Here is a 20,149-nt window from a genome sequence, read left to right on the forward strand (position 1 = left end):
CAGGTTAGTGATATGACAAGAATAAGTTCGTTACCTGCCGATGATGCCACCTGTGGTTGGTATCACCTGAGCAAGCCCCGCACGCCAAGGCCGGCCCACAGTGGCCACAGCCAGGCGCGCTGGGTGGTGGTCGGCGCCGGCTTCACTGGCCTGGCTGCTGCGCGGCAGCTGGCGACGAACTTTCCGCATGACGAGATCGTGCTGGTCGAAGCCCAGGAGGTTGGCTTCGGCACGTCCGGGCGCAACGCAGGCTTCGCTATCGACTTGCCTCACGATATCGGCGCCGAGGACTACATCGGCGACATCGACATCGCCAAAAGCTCAACCTGGGTGGCCAGCAATACCTCAAGGACCTGGTCGAGCGCTACGACATCGAGTGCCAGTTCCGCCACTGCGGCAAGTACCAGGCTGCCATCGAAGACCGCGGCATCGCCGTGCTGGATGCCTACCGCCGGGGCCTGGACAAGCTTGGCCAGCCCTACGAAGTGGTCGAAGGCCGCGACCTGCCAGAGCACATCGGCATCGACTTTTACCGCAAGGGCCTGTTCACCCCGGGCACCGCCTTGCTGCAGCCCTCGGCGCTGGTCAAAGGCCTGGCCGACAACCTGCCGAGCAATGTCTCGCTGTACGAGAACACGCCGATCACCGACGTGGAGTATGGCGACAAGGTCGTGCTGCGCCACGCCAACGGTTCGATCACCGCCGACAAGTTGGTGCTAACCACCAACGGCTTCGGCATGAGCTTCGGCTTCCTCAAGGGCCGCATGCTGCCAGTGTTCACTTACGGCAGCATTACTCGCCCACTGACCGAGCAAGAGCAGGCGCGCCTGGGTGGTAAACCCTATTGGGGCGTGATCCCTGCCGACCCGTTCGGCACCACCATACGCCGCACCGTCGACAACCGCCTGCTGATCCGCAACAGCTTCAGCTACAACCCCGACGGCCGTAGCAACCGTAAATACCTGGAGCGCTTTGTTCAGCGCCACCGCGACTCGTTCGCCCGGCGTTTCCCGATGTTGCCCGACGTTAACTTTGAATATACCTGGGGCGGCGCATTGGCACTGTCGCGCAACCACATGGGCTTCTTTGGTCAGTTGGCCCCCAATGTGGTCGGCGCACTGTGTTGCAACGGCCTGGGTGTTACCCGTGGCACGGTCACCGGCAAGTTGCTGGCCGACTGGCTGGCCGGGGACAAAAACGAACTGATCGAGTTTTTGCTCAAAGCCCCCGGGCCGTGTGCAAACCCACCGCAGCCCCTGGTTTCCCTGGGCTTGAACGCCAACCTGATGTGGGGGCAGTTCCGCGCTGGCAAAGAAAGCTGATCGCTACCTGAGTTAGACCAAAGAGCATTTTACGTCGGCGTTACTTTGCCGGCACGGGCACGGCTTGCCCGAATTTGACGATCGAGATGCGTCGTCCGATCTCCCGGGGCTGAAGGTGGTTTTCAGTTTCGCGGACACGCTCGCCTTGAAAATGTGCATGTAGCAGACGTGGCAGGAATAACAATGACAAATCCGAATGTTTCGATTGAAGATGTACCGATCAACAACTTCCACCAATTGCTGACCCTGCGTTCCGGCGGCGGTTCGTTTGTCGATGGCTATGTACTGAGCATTATCGGCGTGGCCATGGTGCAGATGTCTGCAGGCCTGAGCCTGAACAGTTTCTGGCAGGGCATGATTGCCGCTTCGGCGCTGATCGGCATTTTCTTCGGTGGCTTTTTCGGCGGTTGGCTGACCGACCACTTCGGCCGTAAACGCGTGTTTTTCGTTGGTCCGATCCTGTTCATCCTGGCCTCGGTCGCGCAGTTCTGGGTTGAGTCGGCGCTGGCCTTGTTCCTGCTGAGGTTCGCCATCGGCATCGCCGTAGGCATCGAATACCCGGTCGCTACCTCGCTGCTGGTGGAGTTCCTGCCCAAGAAAAACCGCGGCCCGCGCTTGGCAACCCTGACGGTATTGTGGTTTGCCGGTGCCGCTACCGCCTACCTGGCCGGTGAGGCGATCCTGCGTCACGGCGGCGACGATGCATGGCGTCTGGTGCTGGCCAGTGCTGCCGTGATTGGTGCGTTGCTGTTTGCCATCCGCCTGGGTACCCCTGAATCGCCACGCTGGCTGATCAGCAAAGGCCGCCTGGCTGAGGCCGAGCAGGTGATCAAGCGTGTCTACGGCAACGGTTTTTCGCTGAAGAACCTGCCGGAAGAGCCCAAGTCCCGCAAGCTGTCGTTCCTCAGCCTGCTGCACTCCGGCTACGGCAAGCGCATGCTGTTCGTCACCATGTTCTGGACCTGCTCGGTGATCCCGGTGTTCGCCGTGTACGCGTTCGCCCCGAAAGTGCTGGGCGCGTTGAACCTGAAAGGTGACTGGGCATCGATCGGCTCCATCGCCATCACCTTCCTGTTCGTGGTCGGCTGCATCGTTGGCACCCGCCTGCTCAACACCATCGGCCGGCGCACCACACTGTTGCACAGCTTCTTCTGGTCGGGGCTGGCGCTGCTGGGCCTGGGCGCTTTCAGCAACGGCAACGAGATGCTCATTCTGGTGCTGTTCGGGGCCTATGCTTTGTTCATTGGTGGCGCCCAGGTGCTGCAACTGGTGTACCCCAACGAATTGTTCCCCACCGAAATCCGCGCTGGCGCCGTGGGCGTGGGCACCTCGATGTCGCGGGTCGGCGCCGCAGTCGGCACCTGGCTGGTGCCCATCGCCCTCGACAGCTATGGCATCGGCGCCACCATGTACGCCGCTGCTGCCGTGACCTTCGTCGGCCTGGCCTTCTCGGTCGCTTTGGCCCCGGAAACCCGTTCGCTGAACCTGCAACAAGCAGCGTCGTTGAGCTGAAACCCTACAACCCGCCGCCGCGTGGTTGCGTGGCGGCCTTCAACACTGAGCAACGCACTGGAGAACCTACCGTGAAATTCGAAGGCATCTACACCCCGGCAATCACTCCGCTGGCTGCGGACGGCTCGATCGACAAGGCGGCGTTCGCCGAGGTCCTCGAATACCTGGTCGAATCGAAAATCCATGGCGTCATCATTGGTGGCTCAACCGGCGAGTACTACGCCCACACCACTCAGGAGCGCATCGAGCTGGCCGCCCAGGCCAAGGACGTACTCAACGGCCGCCTGCCGCTGATCGTCGGCACCGGCGGCATCCGCACCGAAGACGCCGTGGCTTTCGCCCAGCACGCCAAGGAAATCAAGGCTGACGCGCTGCTGGTCGGCACCCCGCCATACGCGCTGCCAACCCAGCAGGAAATCGCCCTGCACGTCAAAGCGGTCGACGCCGCTGCCGGCCTGCCGATCATGCTCTACAACTACCCAGGGCGCATGAGCGTGAGCATGGGCGAAGAGTTTTTCGATGCCGTGGCTGATGTGAAGAACATCGTCGCCATCAAGGAAAGCTCCGGCGACATGGCCCAACTGCACCGCCTGGCCATCCATCGCCCGAACATCCAGCTGTCGTGCGGCTGGGACGATCAGGCTCTGGAGTTCTTCGCCTGGGGCGCCCAGAGCTGGGTCTGCGCCGGCTCCAACTTCATCCCGCGTGAGCATGTGGCCCTGTACGAGGCTTGCGTGATCGAGAAGGACTTCGCCAAAGGCCGCAAGATCATGGCTGCCATGATGCCGCTGATGGACTTCCTTGAAGGTGGCAAGTTCGTCCAGGCCATCAAGAACGGCGTGGCCCTGAACGGCCTGAAGACCGGCGGCGTGCGCAAGCCGCTGTACGACCTGGACGACGCCGAGAAGCAAGAGCTCAAGCGCGTGGTCACCGAACTGAAAGCCACCATCGCCCAGATCAAATAAGGAGGCCGGAAAAATGGCTGAATTGCTGAGCAAGGAACAATACGCGGCCATCGCCGCCGAACTGCAACCGCGCACCCAGGCGTTCATCGACGGTGAATTCCGCGATGCCATCTCCGGCCGCACCTTCGTCACCACCAACCCGGCCACCGGCAAGCAGCTGGCAGAAGTCGCCGCTTGCGACGTCAACGACGTGAACGTCGCCGTGGCCGCTGCCAAGCGCGTGTTCGAAGAAGGCACCTGGTCGAAGATGCAGCCGAACGACCGCAAGCATGTGCTGCAGAAGTTCGCCCAGTTGCTGGAAGACAACGCCCATGAGCTGGCGGTGCTGGAAGCGCTGGACAGCGGCAAACCGGTCAGCGAGTGCCAGAACGTCGACGTGCCGGAAACCATCCACACCATCCGCTGGCATGCCGAGCTGATCGACAAGATCTACGACGCCACTGCCCCGACCGGCAATGCTGCCGTGACCATGGTGGTGCGTGAAGCCATTGGCGTGGTCGGCCTGGTGCTGCCGTGGAACTTCCCGCTGCTGATGCTGGCCTGGAAGATTGCTCCTTCGCTGGCCGCCGGTTGCTCGATCGTGGTCAAGCCGGCCAAGGAAACCACCCTCAGCGCCCTGCGCGTGGCCGAACTGGCCCACGAGGCAGGCATTCCAGCTGGTGTGTTCAACCTGGTGCCGGGTGGTGGCCGTGAAGTGGGCGAGGCCATTGGCCGCCACATGGACATCCCGATGGTCAGCTTCACCGGTTCTACCGATACCGGCCGCCTGTTCCTGAAATACGCCGCCGAGTCCAACCTCAAGCGCATCGTGCTGGAGCTGGGTGGCAAGAACCCGGCCGTGGTCATGAACGACTGCGAAGACTTGAACGAAGTGGCCGAGTTCGTCACTGCCGGTGCGTTCTGGAACATGGGTGAAAACTGCTCTGCTTCCTCGCGCCTGATCGTTCACAAAGACGTCAAAGACGAGCTGTTGAGCTTGATCGGCAAGCACCTGAAAGACTGGAAACTGGGCGACCCGCTCGACCCGGAAAACCGCCTGGGCGCCATGGTCAGCAAGTCGCACTTCGAGAAGGTCAAGTCGTACCTGGAATACGCAGCCGAGCAGAAGCTCGACGTCGTCCAGGGTGGCGAGGCCGAACAAGGTGTGTTCATTCAGCCGACTATCGTCGACAACGTTGGCCGCGACAACAAGCTGTTCATCGAAGAGATTTTTGGCCCGGTGCTGAGCGTGACCAGCTTCGAAACCATCGATGAAGCCATCGAGCTGGCCAACGACACCATCTACGGCCTGGCGGCTTCGGCCTACACCGGCAGCCTGCGCAATGCGCTGCGCCTGTCGCGTGAAATCCGCGCGGGCGTGGTCACGGTCAACTGCTTCGGCGAAGGTGATGTCACCACGCCGTTCGGTGGCTACAAAGAGTCTGGCTTTGGTGGGCGCGACAAGTCCATCTGGGCCCATGACCAATACACGGAGCTGAAGACCATCTGGATCAACGCTTCGTGATCTGAGCAAGACCGGTGCTGTTCTGACGGAGTTCGGCACCTGGCCGCCTTGTGTAAGCAGGGCGGCCTTTTAGTTACTTGAATTTCGGCCCGGAGCGGGTGTTCAGCCCTTTGGCCAAACGGTCATACAGCACCACATTCACCGTCGCCGCCAGGTTCATGCAACCCACGGTGGGGATGTAGATGGTCTCTTCGCACCAAGCCCGCACCTCTTCGCTCAACGAGCCATCCTCGGGCCCAAAGATGTAGATGGCCCGATCCGGGTGGGTATATTCCGGTAGCGGCCGCGCCCCTTCCACCAGTTCCACTGCCACCGGGGTACAGCCTAGCGGGATGATGCGCTGCAGATCATCGATGCCGATCAGCGGAATGTCGTAGTGCACGCGCTTGGTGTCGGTGACAAAGTCACGCGCGCGTTCGTAGCGTTTGCCGGTGTAGAACACCGAATTGACGCCATAGCAGCCCGCGGCGCGCATCACCGAGCCGACGTTTTCTGCCGACTTGGGGTTGAACAGGCCGATGCAGCTGTATCGTTTGTTTGCCACGTACCGGGGCCCTTCGCGAAAAAAGCGCGATTATACGGGCTGCCCGGCAGCAGCGGGGGCCGAATCGATGGTCAGTCTTTCTTCAGCATGCCGGCCAGCGCGGCGAACGGGTTGTGCGTGGCCTTGGCGATGCTCGGGGTGCTCAGGGAACCCTCGGTGAAGTACTGCTGGTCGGTGTAGCGCGAGTGCTCGTTGTCGTGGCAATACAGGCACAGCAGCTCCCAGTTGGAGCCGTCCTGCGGGTTGTTGTCGTGGTTGTGGTCACGGTGGTGCACGGTCAGCTCGCTCAGGCGCTTGCCAGCGAATTCGCGGGCACAACGGCCGCAGACGTGCGGGTACATTCTCAGGGCCTTGTCGCGGTAGCCCATTTCCTTGTCACGCTTGGCATCGGCCAGGATGCGGTCGAGGCGCGCGGTGGCGGCGGCGGAAGACGTGGAGCTCATGGTGTTTCCTTTGTTCTGATCAGGCAAATGACGGTTATGTCATTGAGTCTAGCGCGCTTGCAGGGCAGGCGGACAGGCGAAAGCTTTGATTTAGGCGTAGCCTGTAGGGAGGTTCCCGACAGGAGGTTGCAGATGTTTCACGCGATCCTCACCGCGCTGCTGATGGCTGGCCTGCCCATGGCCGAAGCTGCCAGCACGCCACCCCGTCTCACTACACCGGTGCCGGGTGCACCGGGTACGCCCACGCCCACGCCATACCCGCAGATTACCCCCAGCTCGCCGCCCAAGGCCTACGACAGCCAGCCAGGGGCGCCGCTGCTGCCACCGATGCCGTTGCCCGGGCCGCCTAAGGATCAACCATTGCCGGGGTTGCGGCCGGAGCCTGCGAAGCCGGCAGTGGTTGACGATTGAGTACTGGCGGCCTGCACCAATCCTGTGGGAGCGGGCTTGCCCCGCGAACACCGGCGAAGCCGGTGCCATGCACCGCGTAGCCCCATTCGCGGGACAAGCCCGCTCCCACAGAGATCGCGTGGATGCTCGACTCGGGTCTTACGCTACACCCAACTCACCAAACACGAACGCATACTCCAGGGCCACATCCTTCAACCCCTGATACCGCCCGCTCATCCCGCCATGCCCAGCGCCCATCTCGGTCTTGAGCAGCAGCAGGTTGCTGTCGGTCTTGTGCGTACGTAACCGCGCCACCCACTTCGCCGCTTCCCAGTACTGCACGCGGCTGTCGTTGTAGCCCGCCACCACCAGCATCGCCGGGTAGGCCTGGGCTTTCACGTTCTCGTACGGTGCATACGCCTTGATCCGCTCATACACCTCTGGCGCCTCAGGGTTGCCCCATTCGTCGTACTCGGTCACGGTCAGCGGCAGCTCGGGGTCGAGCATGGTGTTGAGCACGTCGACGAACGGCACTTCCGCAATCGCACAGCGGAACAGCTCGGGGCGCAGGTTGAGTACCGCCCCTATCAGCAGGCCGCCGGCGCTGCCGCCGCTGATGGCCAGCCGCTCGGCAGCGGTCACGCCCTCGGCGATCAGGTGCTCGGCGCAGGCGATGAAGTCGCTGAAGGTGTTGGGTTTGTGTTCCTGCTTGCCGGCGCGGTACCAGGCTTCGCCCAGTTCGCCGCCGCCACGCACATGGGCGATGGCAAAACCTACGCCGCGTTCCAGCAGGCTGAGGCGCGCATGCGAGAACCACGGGTCGAGGCTTTCGCCGTAGGCGCCGTAACCGTACAGGTACAGCGGCACGGGTTTGCCCAGGTCCTGGCGACGACGCACCAGGCTGATAGGCACTTGGGTCCCGTCCGCTGCAGTTGCCCACAGGCGCTCGCTCACATAGTCATCGGCATCGAACGCACCTAGTACCGGGGTTTGCTTGAGCACGGCCTGGGCACCGGTGGCCAGCTCCAGCTGGCGCACCTGGGCTGGGCGGTTGAGCGCTTCATAGCGCAGGCGTACGCGCGTGCTGGCGAATTCCAGGCTGTCCTGCACGTACAGGCTGTAGGCGGCGTCGGGGAGCTCCACGCGGTAGGCCGGCAGGCCTTGCGGGCGCACCTCGATGATCGGCAGGCCGCCTTCGCGCAGGCTCAGGGTCAAGGCGCCGGCATTCAGGCTGAGGCCTTCGAGCATGATCGCATCGCGGTGTGCCGCCAGCACCTGCCATTGTTCACGGCTGGGCACGGGAGTGACCGGAGCGTGGTACAGGGCGAAGTTGATACCGTCCTGGTTGGTGCGGATGAACCAGCGCCACTCGCCATCGAGCTGGCCATGGTCGGGGAAGTATTCATGGCCTTCGACACGCGGCGCCAGGCAGGTGAACGGCGCCTGCGGGGTTTCGGCGTCCAGTACCCAGGCCTCGCTGGTGGTCTTGCTGTTCAGCAGCAGCACCAGCTGGCGCTCGGAGCTGGTGCGGTAGCAGTGCAGGAAGAAGCGCCCGTCGGGCTCTTCGAACACGCTCTGCGCAGCGTCGCTGCCCAGGGTGTGGCGGCGCAGGCGCCAAGGCCGGTGGGTATCGTCCAGCTCTGCGAAGAACAGTGTCTGGCTGTCGTTGGCCCAGGTCAGGCTGCCGTCGCAGTCGTCGAAGGGCAAGGCGGTGATGTTGCCAGTGGCCAGGTCCTTGACGTAAAGCGCGTAGATTTCATCGCCGCTGGTGTCGAGGCTGTAGGCCAGCAGGCGGTGGTCAGGGCTGACGTTGAACGCCCCCAGCGACAGGAAGCCGCCATTGGCCAAGGCGTTGGGATCGAGCAGCAGCTGCTCCTGGCTCTCATCGACGATGTTGCTGTCATCGGCCGGGCGCGGGCAACGGTAGTGGCGTGGGTACTCATCGCCAGCGGTGGTGCGGGTGTAGTAGAGGTAAGGGCCCCAGGGAGACGGCAGCGACAGGTCGGTTTCCTGGATGCGGCCCTTGATCTCTTCGAACAACTGCTCGCGCAACGGTGCCTGGTCGGCCAGGCAGGCTTCCTGGTAGGCGTTCTCGGCTTGCAGGTAGGCGAGCACCTCGGGGGTGTCGCGCTGTTGCAGCCAGGCGTACGGGTCGGCAGCATTGTCGGCGTGGGCGATGGGCGGCTGAGGCTTGTTGGGCATTGGTGATCTCTTGGCTAGGGACAGGCAAACACTGTCTGCGCCCGGAAAAGTGTTTATCATAGGCATCTCTTTGCCTGGCTTGCACGAACACCATGACCGAGAACGACTACACCTTCGCCTGGGGCCTGTACGCCGTGGCCGCCTTGGGCTGCCTGCTGGTGGGCTTCAAGCTCACCGGCTGGATGTGGCGCTGGCTGCGCGAACCGCTGCGGGTGGTGCTGGCCGTGCTGCTGCTGACCCCTACCGTGGTCGACCCGGTCAAGGACAGCTTCGCCCCGGCCATCGCCATCACCGCCCTGGATGTCGCCTTCAAGGTCGGCAATAACGCCTGGCGTGCGGTGTCCGACTTTGCTATGTACGGCATGATTGCCTTTGGCCTGTATTTCCTCTTCGTGCTGCTGCGCTGGCCGCTGGAAAAGCGCGCCCTTGAACGCCGTGCGCAAGCCGAGGCCGCCGCCAAGCGCCAGGCGGACGAAGATAACCAGATTGCCGGGCAAGCCCCCTTGGCCGCCGAGCGCGGCGACCGTTACCGCGACGACCCACGCCCTGCCGCCCCGCGCGGCAATGGCCGGGTCGAGCCCCGTCTGTAAGCGCAGGAGACCCGCCTGTGTGCGAACTGCTAGGCATGAGTGCCAACGTCCCCACCGACATCGTTTTCAGCTTCACCGGCCTGATGCAGCGCGGTGGCCGCACCGGCCCGCACCGTGATGGCTGGGGCATCGGCTTCTACGAAGGCCGCGGCCTGCGTCTGTTCCAGGACCCGGCTGCAAGCAGCGAGTCGGAAGTGGCCAACCTGGTGCAGCGCTACCCGATCAAGAGCGAAGTGGTGATCGGCCATATCCGCCAGGCCAACGTCGGCCGGGTGTGCCTGTCCAACACCCACCCGTTCGTGCGGGAGATGTGGGGCCGCAACTGGTGCTTCGCGCACAACGGCCAACTGGGCGATTTCAAGGGGCAGACCAGCTTCTACCGGCCGGTGGGCGACACCGACAGCGAAGCGGCGTTCTGCGACTTGCTCAACCGCATCCGCAGTGCCTTCCCCGAGCCGGTGCCGGTGGAGCAGCTGCTGCCGGTGCTGGTCGAAGCCTGTGCCGGCTACCGTGGCCAGGGCGTGTTCAACTGCATGCTCAGCGATGGCGACTGGCTGTTCTGCTTCTGCTCGACCAAGCTGGTGCACATTACCCGCCGGGCGCCGTTTGGTGCCGCGCGCTTGAAGGATGTCGACCTGATCGTCGATTTTCATACCGAAACCACCCCCAACGACGTGGTCACGGTGATCGCCACCGAGGCCTTGACCGAGAACGAGACCTGGCACCGTTACGAGCCGGGTCAATGGGCCCTGTGGCGGCACGGCGAGTGCGTGGCCCACGGCCAGAGCTAAGGACGCTGCATGTTCAGAAGTTACCTGCGGTTGCTGCTGTTCACCTTCGGCCTGCTGGCCGGTATCCAGGTTCCGGGGCTGGTCAAGGACTATAGCCAGCGGGTCGAGGCGCACCTGTTCGAGTCGCGCGAGGCGCTTGATGGGTTCCGGCAAACGGCCGAGCGCTTTTTCAAGGGCGACTTGCAGGCGCTGCTGCAGCACTACCGCAGCAGCGATGACCCGGTGTTCAACAGTGATGCCAACAGCATCGAAAGCATGATGATCCGCAACGAACTGCTGGAAAACGAATGGCAGGCACTGCAAGGGCCATGGGCCCAGCGTACCTGGCATGTGCTGGTACAGGCTGACCCGCAGTTGCGCGAAGAAACCCTCAACAGCTACAGCTACCAGATACTGCTGGTGCCCGAGGCCATTGGCTGGGGTGTTGGCGCAGGGTTTGTTCTGGCGTTTGTTGTCGAAAGCCTGTTGTTGGGCGTTGGCTGGGTGATCCTGGGTGGGCGTCGCCGTGTTGTGAAAGAGAGCTGGCGATAGACTGAGCGGCCCCGTCAATCTGTGCATCGCGCAAAGGTATGCCTATGACCGACAACAACGGAGACCGCGAGGTGGAACGCCTGCTACTCAATTGCGACATGGGCGAGAGTTTCGGCAGCTGGCGCATGGGCCTGGACGCCGAGGTGATGCCCTATATCGATTGCGCCAACATCGCCTGTGGCTACCATGCTGGCGACCCCGGCATCATGCGCCGCACCGTAGCCCTGGCGCTGGAGCACGGGGTGACCATCGGCGCGCACCCTGCCTACCCGGACCTGGTCGGCTTCGGCCGCCGCTCCATGGCCTGCAGCCCTGAAGAAATCCGCGACTTGCTGCACTACCAGATCGGCGCGCTGGAGGGCATCTGCAAGGTGCTGGGGGGTCGCGTGGCCTATGTGAAACCTCATGGCGCGCTGTACAACGACATGATGGCCGACCCGCTCAAGCTACGCACGGTGCTGGAGGCCGTGGCGGCCTACGACAGCAACCTGCCGCTGATGCTCATGGCCACTGCCGACAACCTTGCTGCCCAGGCGCTGGGCGATGAAGTCGGTGTGCCGCTGTGGTTCGAGGCGTTTGCCGACCGGGCTTACACTGCCAGCGGCCACCTGGTGTCGCGCCGACTGCCTGGCGCGGTGCATCACGACCCGGCTCTGGTGGTGGAGCAGGCCGTGCGCCTGGCCCGTGGCGACACCCTGGTAGCGGACGATGGCAGCGCCCTGCGCCTGCAGGCCAGCACGCTCTGCGTGCATGGCGACAACGACAGTTCGGTAGCCGCGGTGCGGCAGATACGCCAGGCGCTCGACGCGCTGGAGGCACGATGAAGGCCCGTATCGAAGTGGTCGCCATCGACAGCCTGATGGTGCGCCTGTTCGACCGTATCGACGAGGCCAACATGGCATGGATGCTCGCCGCCAGCCAACGCTTGAGCGCTGCGTTTGGCCAGCATCTGCTTGACCTGGTGCCGTCTTACACCACGCTGATGCTGCAGTTCGATCTGCCGCCAGGCGAGGCGAGGGTGCTGATCACCCAGGCGCTGGACGGTTTGCAGCCAGACGCCGGCAGCGGTGGTCGGCGTCATGAGATTCCAGTCTGGTATGACGCCAGCGTCGGCCCGGAGCTGCCCGTTCTGGCGGCCCGCAGCGGCTTGAGTGAAGCCGATGTCATCCGCTTGCACAGCGAGCGCGACTACCCGGTATTCGCTTTGGGCTTCGCCCCCGGTTTCGGCTTTATGGGCCTGGTGGACGAACGCCTGGCCAGCCCGCGCCTGAGCACCCCGCGCAAGCGGGTGGCGGCGGGTAGCGTGGGCATCGCTGAGCGCCAGACGGCAGCTTATCCGGCGGTATCGCCGGGTGGCTGGAACTTGATCGGGCGCACGCCGGTGCGTTTGTTCGACCGCGAACGTGACGGCTACAGCCTGTTGCAACCTGGCGACCGGGTGCGCTTCGTGGCGGTTTCGCGCAGCGAATTCCTGGCCCTGGGCGGTGATGCGGAGGCGCAAGGATGAAGCAATTGAAGATCGAGGCCAGTACGCCGCTGTGCCAGTTACAGGATGCTGGCCGCTTTGGCGTGCGTCACCTGGGCGTGACCCAGGGCGGGGCACTGGACTGGTTGGCAATGCACTGGGCCAACTGGCTGCTGGGCAACCCGTTGGGGGCGCCGGTGGTCGAGGTGGCGCTGGGTGGCTTTACCGTGGTGGCCGAGCAGGATTGTGTGCTTGCGCTGGCGGGTGCCGACCTGGATGCGCGGATTGATGATAAGCCGATGGCGCCTTGGCGCAGCTTTGCCTTGGGTAAAGGGCAGCGGTTCACCCTGAAACAGCAAAGGCAGGGTGTGCGGGCCTATCTGGCAGCAGCCGGCGGGTTCCAGGCCGAAGATGTGCTGGGCAGTAGTGCCACGGTCGTTCGCGAAGCGCTGGGCGGGATCGATGGCCGTGGCGCTGCGCTTGCCAAGGGCCAGCTACTGGCTTTCGCGGGTGCAGCACTCAGTTTGCGTGAGGTGCCGGAAACGTTGCGGCCTACGTACGCACAAAAGCCCGTTCTCGACCTGGTGATGGGCGCGCAGATTGGTGATTTCAGCGGTCTCAGCCTGTTTGAAGCATTCAACAGTGACTGGACGCTGGATAGCCGGGCCGACCGCATGGGCATCCGCTTGCTGGGGCCGCAGTTGGTTTACCAAGGCGCGCCGATGATTTCTGAAGGGATACCACTGGGGGCGGTGCAGGTGCCACCGGACGGGCAGCCGATTGTGTTGCTCAATGACCGGCAGACCATTGGCGGGTATCCGCGGCTGGGGGCGTTGACACCGCTGGCGCTGGCGCAACTGGCGCAGTGCATGCCGGGGGCAGCGGTGCGGTTCAGGGCGGTGGTGCAGGATGAGGCCTGGCGGGAGCAGCAGCTTTACCTGGGCCGTTGGGTGTAAGGCCGCTGGCCCTTTCGCGGGCTCGCCCGCTCCCACAGGTACACCACAAACTTCAAGGACTGTGGGGTACCTGTGGGAGCGGGCGAGCCCGCGAAGAGGCCAGCACAGGCAACATCACTTGGACAGGTAGCGCATGCCTTCCTCCAACCCCTGCAAGGTCAGCGGATACATCTTGTCCTCGATCAAATCCCGCACCAAATGGGTCGACGCGGTGTAGTCCCAGGCCTGCTTGGGGTACGGGTTGATCCAGATGATCTTCCTGAATTTCTCCATGAAGCGCTGTATCCACACATACCCGGCCTCTTCGTTCCAGTGCTCCACGCTGCCACCCGGCTGGGTGATTTCGTAGGGCGCCATGGCCGCATCGCCGACGAAGATCACCTTGTAGTCGTCGCCGTACTTGTGCAGCAAATCGAACGTGGAGTAGCGCTCAGACGTGCGCCGCAGGTTGTTCTTCCACACCGACTCGTAGACGCAATTGTGGAAGTAGTAGTACTCCAGGTGCTTGAATTCGGTTTTGCAGGCCGAGAACAGCTCCTCGCAGACCTTTACGTGGGCGTCCATCGAGCCGCCGATGTCGAACAGCAACAGCAGTTTCACCGTGTTGCGCCGCTCGGGGCGCATCTGGATATTCAGCAAGCCGGCGTCGCGCGCGGTGTGGTCGATGGTGCCGTCGATATCCAGCTCTTCGGCGGCGCCTTCACGGGCGAACTTGCGCAGCCGGCGCAGGGCCAGCTTGATGTTGCGCGTGCCCAGTTCCACCTGGTCGTCGAGGTTCTTGTACTCGCGCTGGTCCCACACCTTCACCGCCTTGCCCTGGCGCTTGCCAGCCTCGCCCACGCGGATGCCTTCGGGGTTGAACCCACCCGAGCCGAACGGGCTGGTACCGCCGGTGCCAATCCACTTGTTGCCGCCGGCGTGGCGTTCTTTCTGCTCTTCAAGGCGCTGCTTGAATGCCTCGATCAGCTTGTCCAGGCCACCCAGGGACTGGATCTGCGCACGTTCTTCATCCGTGAGCGAGCGCTCGAACTCCTTGCGCAGCCAGTCTTCGGGGATCAGCGCCTCGATGTGCCGGTCGAGGTTTTCCAGGCCCTTGAAGTAGGCGGCGAAGGCCCGGTCGAACTTGTCGAAATGGCGTTCGTCCTTCACCAGGATGGCGCGGGCCAGGTAGTAGAATTCGTCCATGTCGGCGAACACCACATGCTTTTGCAGGGCCTGGTGCAGGTCCAGCAACTCACGAACCGACACCGGCACCTTGGCCGCGCGCATTTCATTGAACAGGTTGAGCAGCATGGCCGGCTCCTGTCAGCGGTTGCCGCGCCGGCTCATGAAGGCCAGGCGCTCCAGCAGCTGCACGTCTTGCTCGTTCTTCACCAGCGCGCCGGCCAGCGGCGGGATGGCCTTGGTCGGGTCGCGTTCACGGAGCACGGCTTCACCAATGTTGTCGGCCATCAGCAGCTTGAGCCAGTCGACCAGCTCGGAGGTGGAGGGCTTTTTCTTCAGGCCCGGCACCTTGCGCACGTCGAAGAACACATCCAGCGCCTCGCTGACCAGCGACTGGCTGATGTTCGGGTAATGCACGTCGACAATCTGCTGCAGCGTGCTGCGGTCGGGGAAGGCGATGTAGTGGAAGAAGCAGCGGCGCAGGAAGGCGTCCGGCAGCTCTTTTTCGTTGTTGGAGGTAATGATGATGATCGGGCGTTGTTTGGCCTTGATGGTCTCGTCGATTTCGTAGACGTAGAACTCCATCTTGTCCAACTCTTGCAACAGGTCGTTGGGGAACTCGATATCGGCCTTGTCGATTTCGTCGATCAGCAGGATGACCCGCTCGTCCGCCTCGAAGGCTTCCCAGAGCTTGCCCTTCTTCAAGTAGTTGCGTATGTCGTGAACTTTCTCAGTGCCCAGTTGCGAGTCGCGCAGGCGGCTGACCGCGTCGTACTCGTACAAACCCTGGTGGGCCTTGGTGGTCGACTTGATGTGCCAGGTGATCAGGCGCGCACCGAACGAGGCCGCCAGTTGCTCGGCGAGCATGGTCTTGCCAGTGCCGGGCTCGCCCTTGACCAGCAGCGGGCGTTCGAGGGTGATGGCCGCGTTTACCGCCAGTTTCAGGTCGTCTGTGGCGACGTAGTCGCGGGTGCCTTCGAACTTCATGGGTCTGTCCTCTGCTGTATGCCTGTCAGGGCCTCTTCGCGGGCACGCCCGCTCCCACAGGTATTGCACACATCTCTGGATCTGTGGGTTACCTGTGGGAGCGGGCGTGCCCGCGAAAGGCCCAACACCTGTATTCGATTCTGTACCGACTATAACGCGGGGTTGAGTGGCTGCAAACGCAGACCGGGCATTCAGTCCATGAATGCCGCGTCACGCGGTCTCAGTCGGAATCCGGCGTTCCTCGTTCATACCGCGCATTGAACGCCTGGATAAACCCGTTGCGCAGGATCTGCAAGAGCGCCTCGAAGGCGCTGATATCCTGCTTGCGCACACTGCCACTGAGTTCCACACGGGTGGCGAACTGGTTTTTTGGCTGGTTCTTCAGCACCGTCTCGGTAGCCCCTACGACTGCCTCCCATACCGAACGGAAGAAACCCTTGTCCTTTTCCTTTACGTCCTGCTGCCAGTCGAAGACATCCACATCACGCAGCAGCGGTTTTATGTACCCATTCAGCCGGCCGTTTTCCGCCTGCGCTTCGATAACCACATCCCCGTGCCCGGCGTTGAAGTCGAACTTGCCATAGGCGCTGGCGAAATCGTTCAGTTTGCGCAGCTCGATGCCGGTGGCACGAAGCCTGAATTCGAAGTCATCGAAATCACTGAACGGGTCGAAGGTGGCGCGGCTTTCTACCTTCGCATCGCCTGCGATCAGTGCAGTACCTTCGAAGCTGGCGTCGCGACGGCCTTTCTTGTCGCGAACGTTGGTCAGGTTGCGGATGCTGGCGTTCAGCCGGGTGGCCTTGAGGTCGACCGGTGGTTTGGAGTTGAAGTTGCGGAAGGTCAGCACGCCGTTGTCGATACGCACTTCGTTGAGGGTGATGGGCAGCAGCTTTTCCAATTGTTGGCGCCAGTCGGTGCCCCGGCCTGTCTGCGATGCCTGTTTGCTGCCACCGTCGACGAAATTAAGCTGCGGGCGCACGAATGCCACCTCGGCCACCACGGCCCTGTCGGACCACAGCGAATGCCAGCTTACCGAAAGGTCGATCAGCGGTGCGTCGAGAAACGGTACTGGCACCTTGCCGCTGGTCTTGACGATCTTCAGCCCGTTGATCTGGTACGCGCCGCGCCACCAGGCCAGGTCCACGTCGGCCACCTGGCCACGATAATCGCCCATGTCGGCCAGTTTGTCGTTCAGGTAGTCGCGTACCAGGTAGGGCAGGGCGAGGTGCAGGGCTACCAGCAGCACGATCAGGCTGCCCAGGCCGATCAGCGGCCAACGGTAACGGGCTCTCATCGGGGCGTCTCCAAGGCGGGATGTGCGGTTGACCGCAACGCGCCCAGCCGAGTTCGAACAGGCTTTACGGGCCACCGGCCGGGGCTTACCCTTGAGGTCTTTCCCTGCTGTTTATCATGCCAAGGACCCCTGCCATGAGCCGTATCTTTGCAGACAACGCCCATTCCATCGGTAACACGCCGCTGGTGCAGATCAACCGCATCGCCCCGCGTGGCGTCACCATCCTGGCCAAGATCGAAGGGCGCAACCCGGGCTACTCGGTCAAATGCCGCATTGGCGCGAACATGGTCTGGGACGCAGAAAGCAGCGGCAAACTCAAGCCTGGCATGACCATTGTCGAGCCGACCTCGGGCAACACCGGTATCGGCCTGGCCTTCGTCGCCGCCGCCCGTGGCTACAAGCTGATGCTGACCATGCCCGCCTCCATGAGCCTGGAGCGGCGCAAGGTGTTGAAGGCACTGGGCGCCGAACTGGTGCTGACCGAACCGGCCAAAGGCATGAAGGGCGCCATCGAGAAGGCCAACGAAATTGTCGCTTCCGACCCGGCCCAGTACTTCCTGCCGGGCCAGTTCGAAAACCCGGCCAACCCGGCCATCCACGAAAAAACCACCGGGCCGGAAATCTGGAACGACACTGACGGCGCAGTCGATGTGCTGGTGGCGGGCGTGGGCACCGGCGGCACCATCACCGGGGTGTCGCGCTACATCAAGCACACCCAGGGCAAGGCAATTTTGTCGGTGGCTGTGGAGCCCGTGGCATCGCCGCTGATCACCCAGACCCTGGCCGGCGAGGAGCTCAAGCCCAGCCCGCACAAGATTCAAGGCATCGGCGCCGGCTTCGTGCCGAAAAACCTCGACCTGTCGATTGTCGACCAAGTAGAAACGGTGACCGACGAAGAGTCCAAGGCCATGGCCATTCGCCTGATGCAGGAAGAGGGCATCCTTTGCGGTATTTCGTGTGGTGCGGCAATGGCCGCCGCGGTGCGCCTGGCCGAAAAACCCGAAATGCAGGGTAAGACCATCGTCGTAATTTTGCCCGATTCGGGCGAGCGCTATCTGTCGAGCATGCTGTTCAGCGACCTGTTCAGCGAGCAGGAAAACCAGCAGTAATCGGCCTTGCCGCTGACCCGGCTCAACGTTTGCCGGCGTGGATTATTGCAAAATCTTCATGAATACGGTCCTGCCTAGGTTGTTTTTACTGCGGCGGGATCGGTTTATGATGGCAGGATGATTTTCAGGAGCCAGGCTGCGCAGCCCTGTCTCCTTTCCAAGGAGTGAAGCATGACCTTTTCCTTTGCAGCCAAGGCGGGTGTCCTGCTGGTGTTTTTCGGCAGTGTGCTTTTCGTGCATCTGCGCGGCAAGGCTCGCCTGCCGGTGTTGCGCCAGTTCGTCAACCATTCGGCGCTGTTCGCCCCCTACAACGCCCTGATGTACCTGTTTTCCGGCGTGCCGTCCAAGCCCTACCTGGACCGCCAGCGCTTTCCTGAACTGGACGTACTGAAGGACAACTGGCAAGACATTCGTGAAGAGGCCATGCGCCTGTTCGACGAGGGTTACATTCGCGCAGCCGAAAAGGACAACGACGCCGGGTTCGGTTCGTTCTTCAAGAAGGGCTGGAAGCGTTTTTACCTGAAGTGGTACGACAAACCGCTGCCATCGGCTGAAGCCCTGTGCCCGCGCACCGTCGAGCTGGTCAGCAGCATCCCCAACGTCAAGGGCGCGATGTTCGCCCTGTTGCCCGGCGGCAGCCACCTGAACCCGCACCGTGACCCGTTCGCCGGGTCGCTGCGCTACCACCTGGGCCTTTCCACGCCGAACTCCGATGCTTGCCGCATCTACGTCGATGGCGAGGAATACGCCTGGCGTGACGGCGAAGATGTGATGTTCGACGAAACCTACGTGCACTGGGTCAAGAACGAGACCGACGTTACCCGTGTCATCCTGTTCTGCGACATCGAGCGCCCGCTGAGCAGCCCGCTGATGACCCGCATCAACCGCAAGGTCAGCGCCTTCCTCGGCCGTGCTACCGCGCCGCAGAACACCGATGACGAGCGTGTGGGCGGTATCAACCAGGCGTATGCGTGGAGCAAGCGCTTCAGCAACAAGATTAGCGGCCATGTGAAGAAGTTCAAGCGCGCCAACCCCAAGGCTTACCGCGTGCTGCGGCCGGTGCTGGCTGTGGTGGTGGCGTTTTTGCTTTACCGCTGGCTGTTCTGAGAGCAGGACTGGCCTCTTCGCGGGCGTGCCCGCGAAGAGGCCGGGCCTGCTATTGCCCAACTCAGAATTCACCGCTATATTCCGAAACACTTATCTTCCCTGAAGACTCGATCATGCCCGCCACCCCTTCCACCACAAGCTTTGCCATCGCGCCAGTCGCGGGCACGGTCGTGCGTGGCAGCCAGCAGCCGGCCATGATCAGTCATTACCCACCACCTGTCAGTGGCGTTGTAGGCGGCGTAGCTCCGCCTCCTTGCGTGGTCGTGCTGGGCTGATCGGCTTTTGGCCGCACCCCTTCGCACACGCAACCTACTGAATACGGTCGGCCACTTCCCTTACTGAAGTCTACGCCCACCGTTCGGCTTTTTTGCCCGAATACAGGTGCATCCATGTCTGTCTTTTCCAAATCTTCCGTGGCCTCGGCGGCTACTACCAGCCTGTTCGTCCTGCTCTGGAGCAGCGGCGCCATCGTTTCCAAGCTGGGCCTGGCCCATGCCAGTCCGTTCGCTTTCCTGCTGTTACGCTCGGCGCTGGCACTCACAGGCCTGCTGCTGATCGGCCCGCTGCTGGGGCTGCGCTGGCCGCGCAGCCGAGGGGCCATTCTGCGTGCCCTGGGTACTGGCTGTGTGCTGCTCGGCGCCTATCAGATCTTCTACTTGCTGGCGCTCAACACGCACGTGACGCCTGGCGTCATGGCCACGGTGATGGGGGTGCAACCCATCCTGACTGTGGTGCTGATGGAGCGCCAACGGTCGTGGAGCCGTCTTTTCGGCCTGGGGCTGGGATTGGCTGGCTTGATCATGGTGGTCTACCAAGGCATCAACCTGGGCGGGGTCTCGCTGGCGGGGATGCTGTTTGCCCTGCTGGCGCTGGCCAGCATGACGCTGGGTTCGATCCTGCAGAAACGCATCACCGATAACCCCATGGGTACGCTGCCGTTGCAGTACCTGGCAGGTTTTGCCATGTGCGCGCTGTTTGCCCCCTTGCAACCGCTTCATGTCGAGTGGACCGGCGGTTTTGTCGGCGCGTTGCTGTGGATGGGCCTGGTGGTCTCGTTGCTGGCGACCTTGCTGCTGTATCGGCTGATCGCCAAGGGTAACCTGGTCAATGTCACCAGCCTGTTCTACCTGGTGCCGGCAGTGACTGCGGTGATGGACTTCCTGATCTTCGGCAACCGCCTGGCAGCGCTCAGCCTGTTGGGCATGGGGTTGATCGTGGTGGGCTTATTGTTCGTGTTTCGCAAGCCCGCCGCGCGCTTGGCGCAGGCGTAGGC

The 20,149-nt window shown here is 62.8% G+C and carries 21 protein-coding genes and 1 pseudogene; 15 read left to right on the top strand and 7 right to left on the bottom strand.

Features of this window, described 5'->3' with window-relative positions; all coding sequences use genetic code 11:
• Positions 1 to 30: 30 nt before the first annotated feature.
• A complete protein-coding gene (locus P0Y58_08950; GenBank protein WEK33407.1) occupies positions 31 to 189 on the bottom strand; it encodes a hypothetical protein in 159 nt (52 codons plus the stop codon).
• On the opposite strand from P0Y58_08950, the pseudogene P0Y58_08955 reads away from it, so the two are divergent.
• The 4 genes and pseudogenes from P0Y58_08955 to P0Y58_08970 all read left to right on the top strand — a co-directional run bounded on the left by P0Y58_08955 (position 124) and on the right by P0Y58_08970 (position 5,303).
• Positions 124 to 1,322, top strand: a pseudogene (locus tag P0Y58_08955) (FAD-binding oxidoreductase). The gene P0Y58_08950 and the pseudogene P0Y58_08955 overlap by 66 nt on opposite strands.
• Positions 1,323 to 1,505: 183 nt before the next feature.
• Positions 1,506 to 2,834 carry an MFS transporter gene (locus P0Y58_08960; protein ID WEK32303.1) on the top strand — a complete coding sequence of 443 codons (1,329 nt, stop codon included), beginning with the start codon at positions 1,506 to 1,508 and terminating at the stop codon, positions 2,832 to 2,834.
• A 71-nt stretch (positions 2,835 to 2,905) separates the two neighbouring features.
• A complete protein-coding gene (locus P0Y58_08965) occupies positions 2,906 to 3,799 on the top strand; it encodes a dihydrodipicolinate synthase family protein (protein ID WEK32304.1) in 894 nt (297 codons plus the stop codon).
• 13 nt (positions 3,800 to 3,812) lie between these two features.
• Complete coding sequence (locus tag P0Y58_08970) at positions 3,813 to 5,303, top strand: aldehyde dehydrogenase (protein WEK32305.1); 1,491 nt, start codon at positions 3,813 to 3,815, stop codon at positions 5,301 to 5,303.
• A 73-nt stretch (positions 5,304 to 5,376) separates the two neighbouring features.
• Here the strand turns inward: P0Y58_08970 and P0Y58_08975 are convergent, their stop codons facing one another.
• Both P0Y58_08975 and P0Y58_08980 read right to left on the bottom strand, forming a co-directional pair.
• Positions 5,377 to 5,847, bottom strand: a complete 471-nt coding sequence (locus P0Y58_08975; protein WEK32306.1) for an RNA methyltransferase — start codon at positions 5,845 to 5,847, stop codon at positions 5,377 to 5,379.
• Between the two features lie 71 nt (positions 5,848 to 5,918).
• On the bottom strand, positions 5,919 to 6,290 hold the full coding sequence (locus tag P0Y58_08980) for a YajD family HNH nuclease (GenBank protein ID WEK32307.1): 372 nt from the start codon (positions 6,288 to 6,290) through the stop codon (positions 5,919 to 5,921).
• A gap of 132 nt (positions 6,291 to 6,422) precedes the next feature.
• Here P0Y58_08980 and P0Y58_08985 point away from each other — a divergent pair, with 132 nt between their 5' ends.
• Positions 6,423 to 6,701: a hypothetical protein gene (locus tag P0Y58_08985; GenBank protein ID WEK32308.1), complete on the top strand. Its 279-nt coding sequence runs from the start codon at positions 6,423 to 6,425 to the stop codon at positions 6,699 to 6,701.
• 138 nt (positions 6,702 to 6,839) lie between these two features.
• On the opposite strand, the gene P0Y58_08990 is transcribed toward P0Y58_08985, so the two are convergent.
• Entirely contained in the window at positions 6,840 to 8,882 is a 2,043-nt protein-coding gene (locus P0Y58_08990) for a S9 family peptidase (GenBank protein ID WEK32309.1), read from the bottom strand.
• 92 nt (positions 8,883 to 8,974) lie between these two features.
• Here P0Y58_08990 and P0Y58_08995 point away from each other — a divergent pair, with 92 nt between their 5' ends.
• The 6 genes from P0Y58_08995 to P0Y58_09020 are packed head-to-tail and all read left to right on the top strand — an operon-like array spanning position 8,975 to position 13,215.
• A complete protein-coding gene (locus P0Y58_08995) occupies positions 8,975 to 9,472 on the top strand; it encodes an MFS transporter (protein WEK32310.1) in 498 nt (165 codons plus the stop codon).
• Between the two features lie 17 nt (positions 9,473 to 9,489).
• Entirely contained in the window at positions 9,490 to 10,263 is a 774-nt protein-coding gene (locus tag P0Y58_09000) for a class II glutamine amidotransferase (protein ID WEK32311.1), read from the top strand.
• 9 nt (positions 10,264 to 10,272) lie between these two features.
• A complete protein-coding gene (locus tag P0Y58_09005) occupies positions 10,273 to 10,794 on the top strand; it encodes a DUF2937 family protein (protein WEK32312.1) in 522 nt (173 codons plus the stop codon).
• A 44-nt stretch (positions 10,795 to 10,838) separates the two neighbouring features.
• Positions 10,839 to 11,618, top strand: coding sequence for a LamB/YcsF family protein (locus P0Y58_09010; GenBank protein WEK32313.1), 780 nt, complete (start codon positions 10,839 to 10,841; stop codon positions 11,616 to 11,618).
• Positions 11,615 to 12,301: a 5-oxoprolinase subunit PxpB gene (gene pxpB / locus P0Y58_09015; GenBank protein ID WEK32314.1), complete on the top strand. Its 687-nt coding sequence runs from the start codon at positions 11,615 to 11,617 to the stop codon at positions 12,299 to 12,301. Before P0Y58_09010 ends, pxpB begins: the two co-directional genes overlap by 4 nt.
• Positions 12,298 to 13,215, top strand: coding sequence for a biotin-dependent carboxyltransferase family protein (locus tag P0Y58_09020; GenBank protein WEK32315.1), 918 nt, complete (start codon positions 12,298 to 12,300; stop codon positions 13,213 to 13,215). Before pxpB ends, P0Y58_09020 begins: the two co-directional genes overlap by 4 nt.
• A gap of 114 nt (positions 13,216 to 13,329) precedes the next feature.
• Here the strand turns inward: P0Y58_09020 and P0Y58_09025 are convergent, their stop codons facing one another.
• From P0Y58_09025 to P0Y58_09035, 3 genes are all read right to left on the bottom strand, one after another.
• Positions 13,330 to 14,508 carry a VWA domain-containing protein gene (locus P0Y58_09025; GenBank protein ID WEK32316.1) on the bottom strand — a complete coding sequence of 393 codons (1,179 nt, stop codon included), beginning with the start codon at positions 14,506 to 14,508 and terminating at the stop codon, positions 13,330 to 13,332.
• Positions 14,509 to 14,520: 12 nt separating this feature from the next.
• Entirely contained in the window at positions 14,521 to 15,366 is an 846-nt protein-coding gene (locus P0Y58_09030) for a MoxR family ATPase (GenBank protein WEK32317.1), read from the bottom strand.
• 220 nt (positions 15,367 to 15,586) lie between these two features.
• Positions 15,587 to 16,660, bottom strand: a complete 1,074-nt coding sequence (locus P0Y58_09035; GenBank protein WEK32318.1) for a DUF748 domain-containing protein — start codon at positions 16,658 to 16,660, stop codon at positions 15,587 to 15,589.
• Positions 16,661 to 16,794: 134 nt separating this feature from the next.
• Here P0Y58_09035 and cysK point away from each other — a divergent pair, with 134 nt between their 5' ends.
• From cysK to P0Y58_09055, 4 genes are all read left to right on the top strand, one after another.
• Positions 16,795 to 17,769: a cysteine synthase A gene (cysK, locus tag P0Y58_09040; protein ID WEK32319.1), complete on the top strand. Its 975-nt coding sequence runs from the start codon at positions 16,795 to 16,797 to the stop codon at positions 17,767 to 17,769.
• A 171-nt stretch (positions 17,770 to 17,940) separates the two neighbouring features.
• Positions 17,941 to 18,876 carry an aspartyl/asparaginyl beta-hydroxylase domain-containing protein gene (locus P0Y58_09045; protein ID WEK32320.1) on the top strand — a complete coding sequence of 312 codons (936 nt, stop codon included), beginning with the start codon at positions 17,941 to 17,943 and terminating at the stop codon, positions 18,874 to 18,876.
• A gap of 113 nt (positions 18,877 to 18,989) precedes the next feature.
• On the top strand, positions 18,990 to 19,151 hold the full coding sequence (locus tag P0Y58_09050; protein ID WEK32321.1) for a hypothetical protein: 162 nt from the start codon (positions 18,990 to 18,992) through the stop codon (positions 19,149 to 19,151).
• 114 nt (positions 19,152 to 19,265) lie between these two features.
• Positions 19,266 to 20,147: a DMT family transporter gene (locus P0Y58_09055; GenBank protein ID WEK32322.1), complete on the top strand. Its 882-nt coding sequence runs from the start codon at positions 19,266 to 19,268 to the stop codon at positions 20,145 to 20,147.
• The last annotated feature ends 2 nt before the right edge of the window (positions 20,148 to 20,149 follow it).

It is taken from the genome of Candidatus Pseudomonas phytovorans (assembly GCA_029202525.1).
GTDB classification, from domain to species: domain Bacteria; phylum Pseudomonadota; class Gammaproteobacteria; order Pseudomonadales; family Pseudomonadaceae; genus Aquipseudomonas; species Aquipseudomonas phytovorans.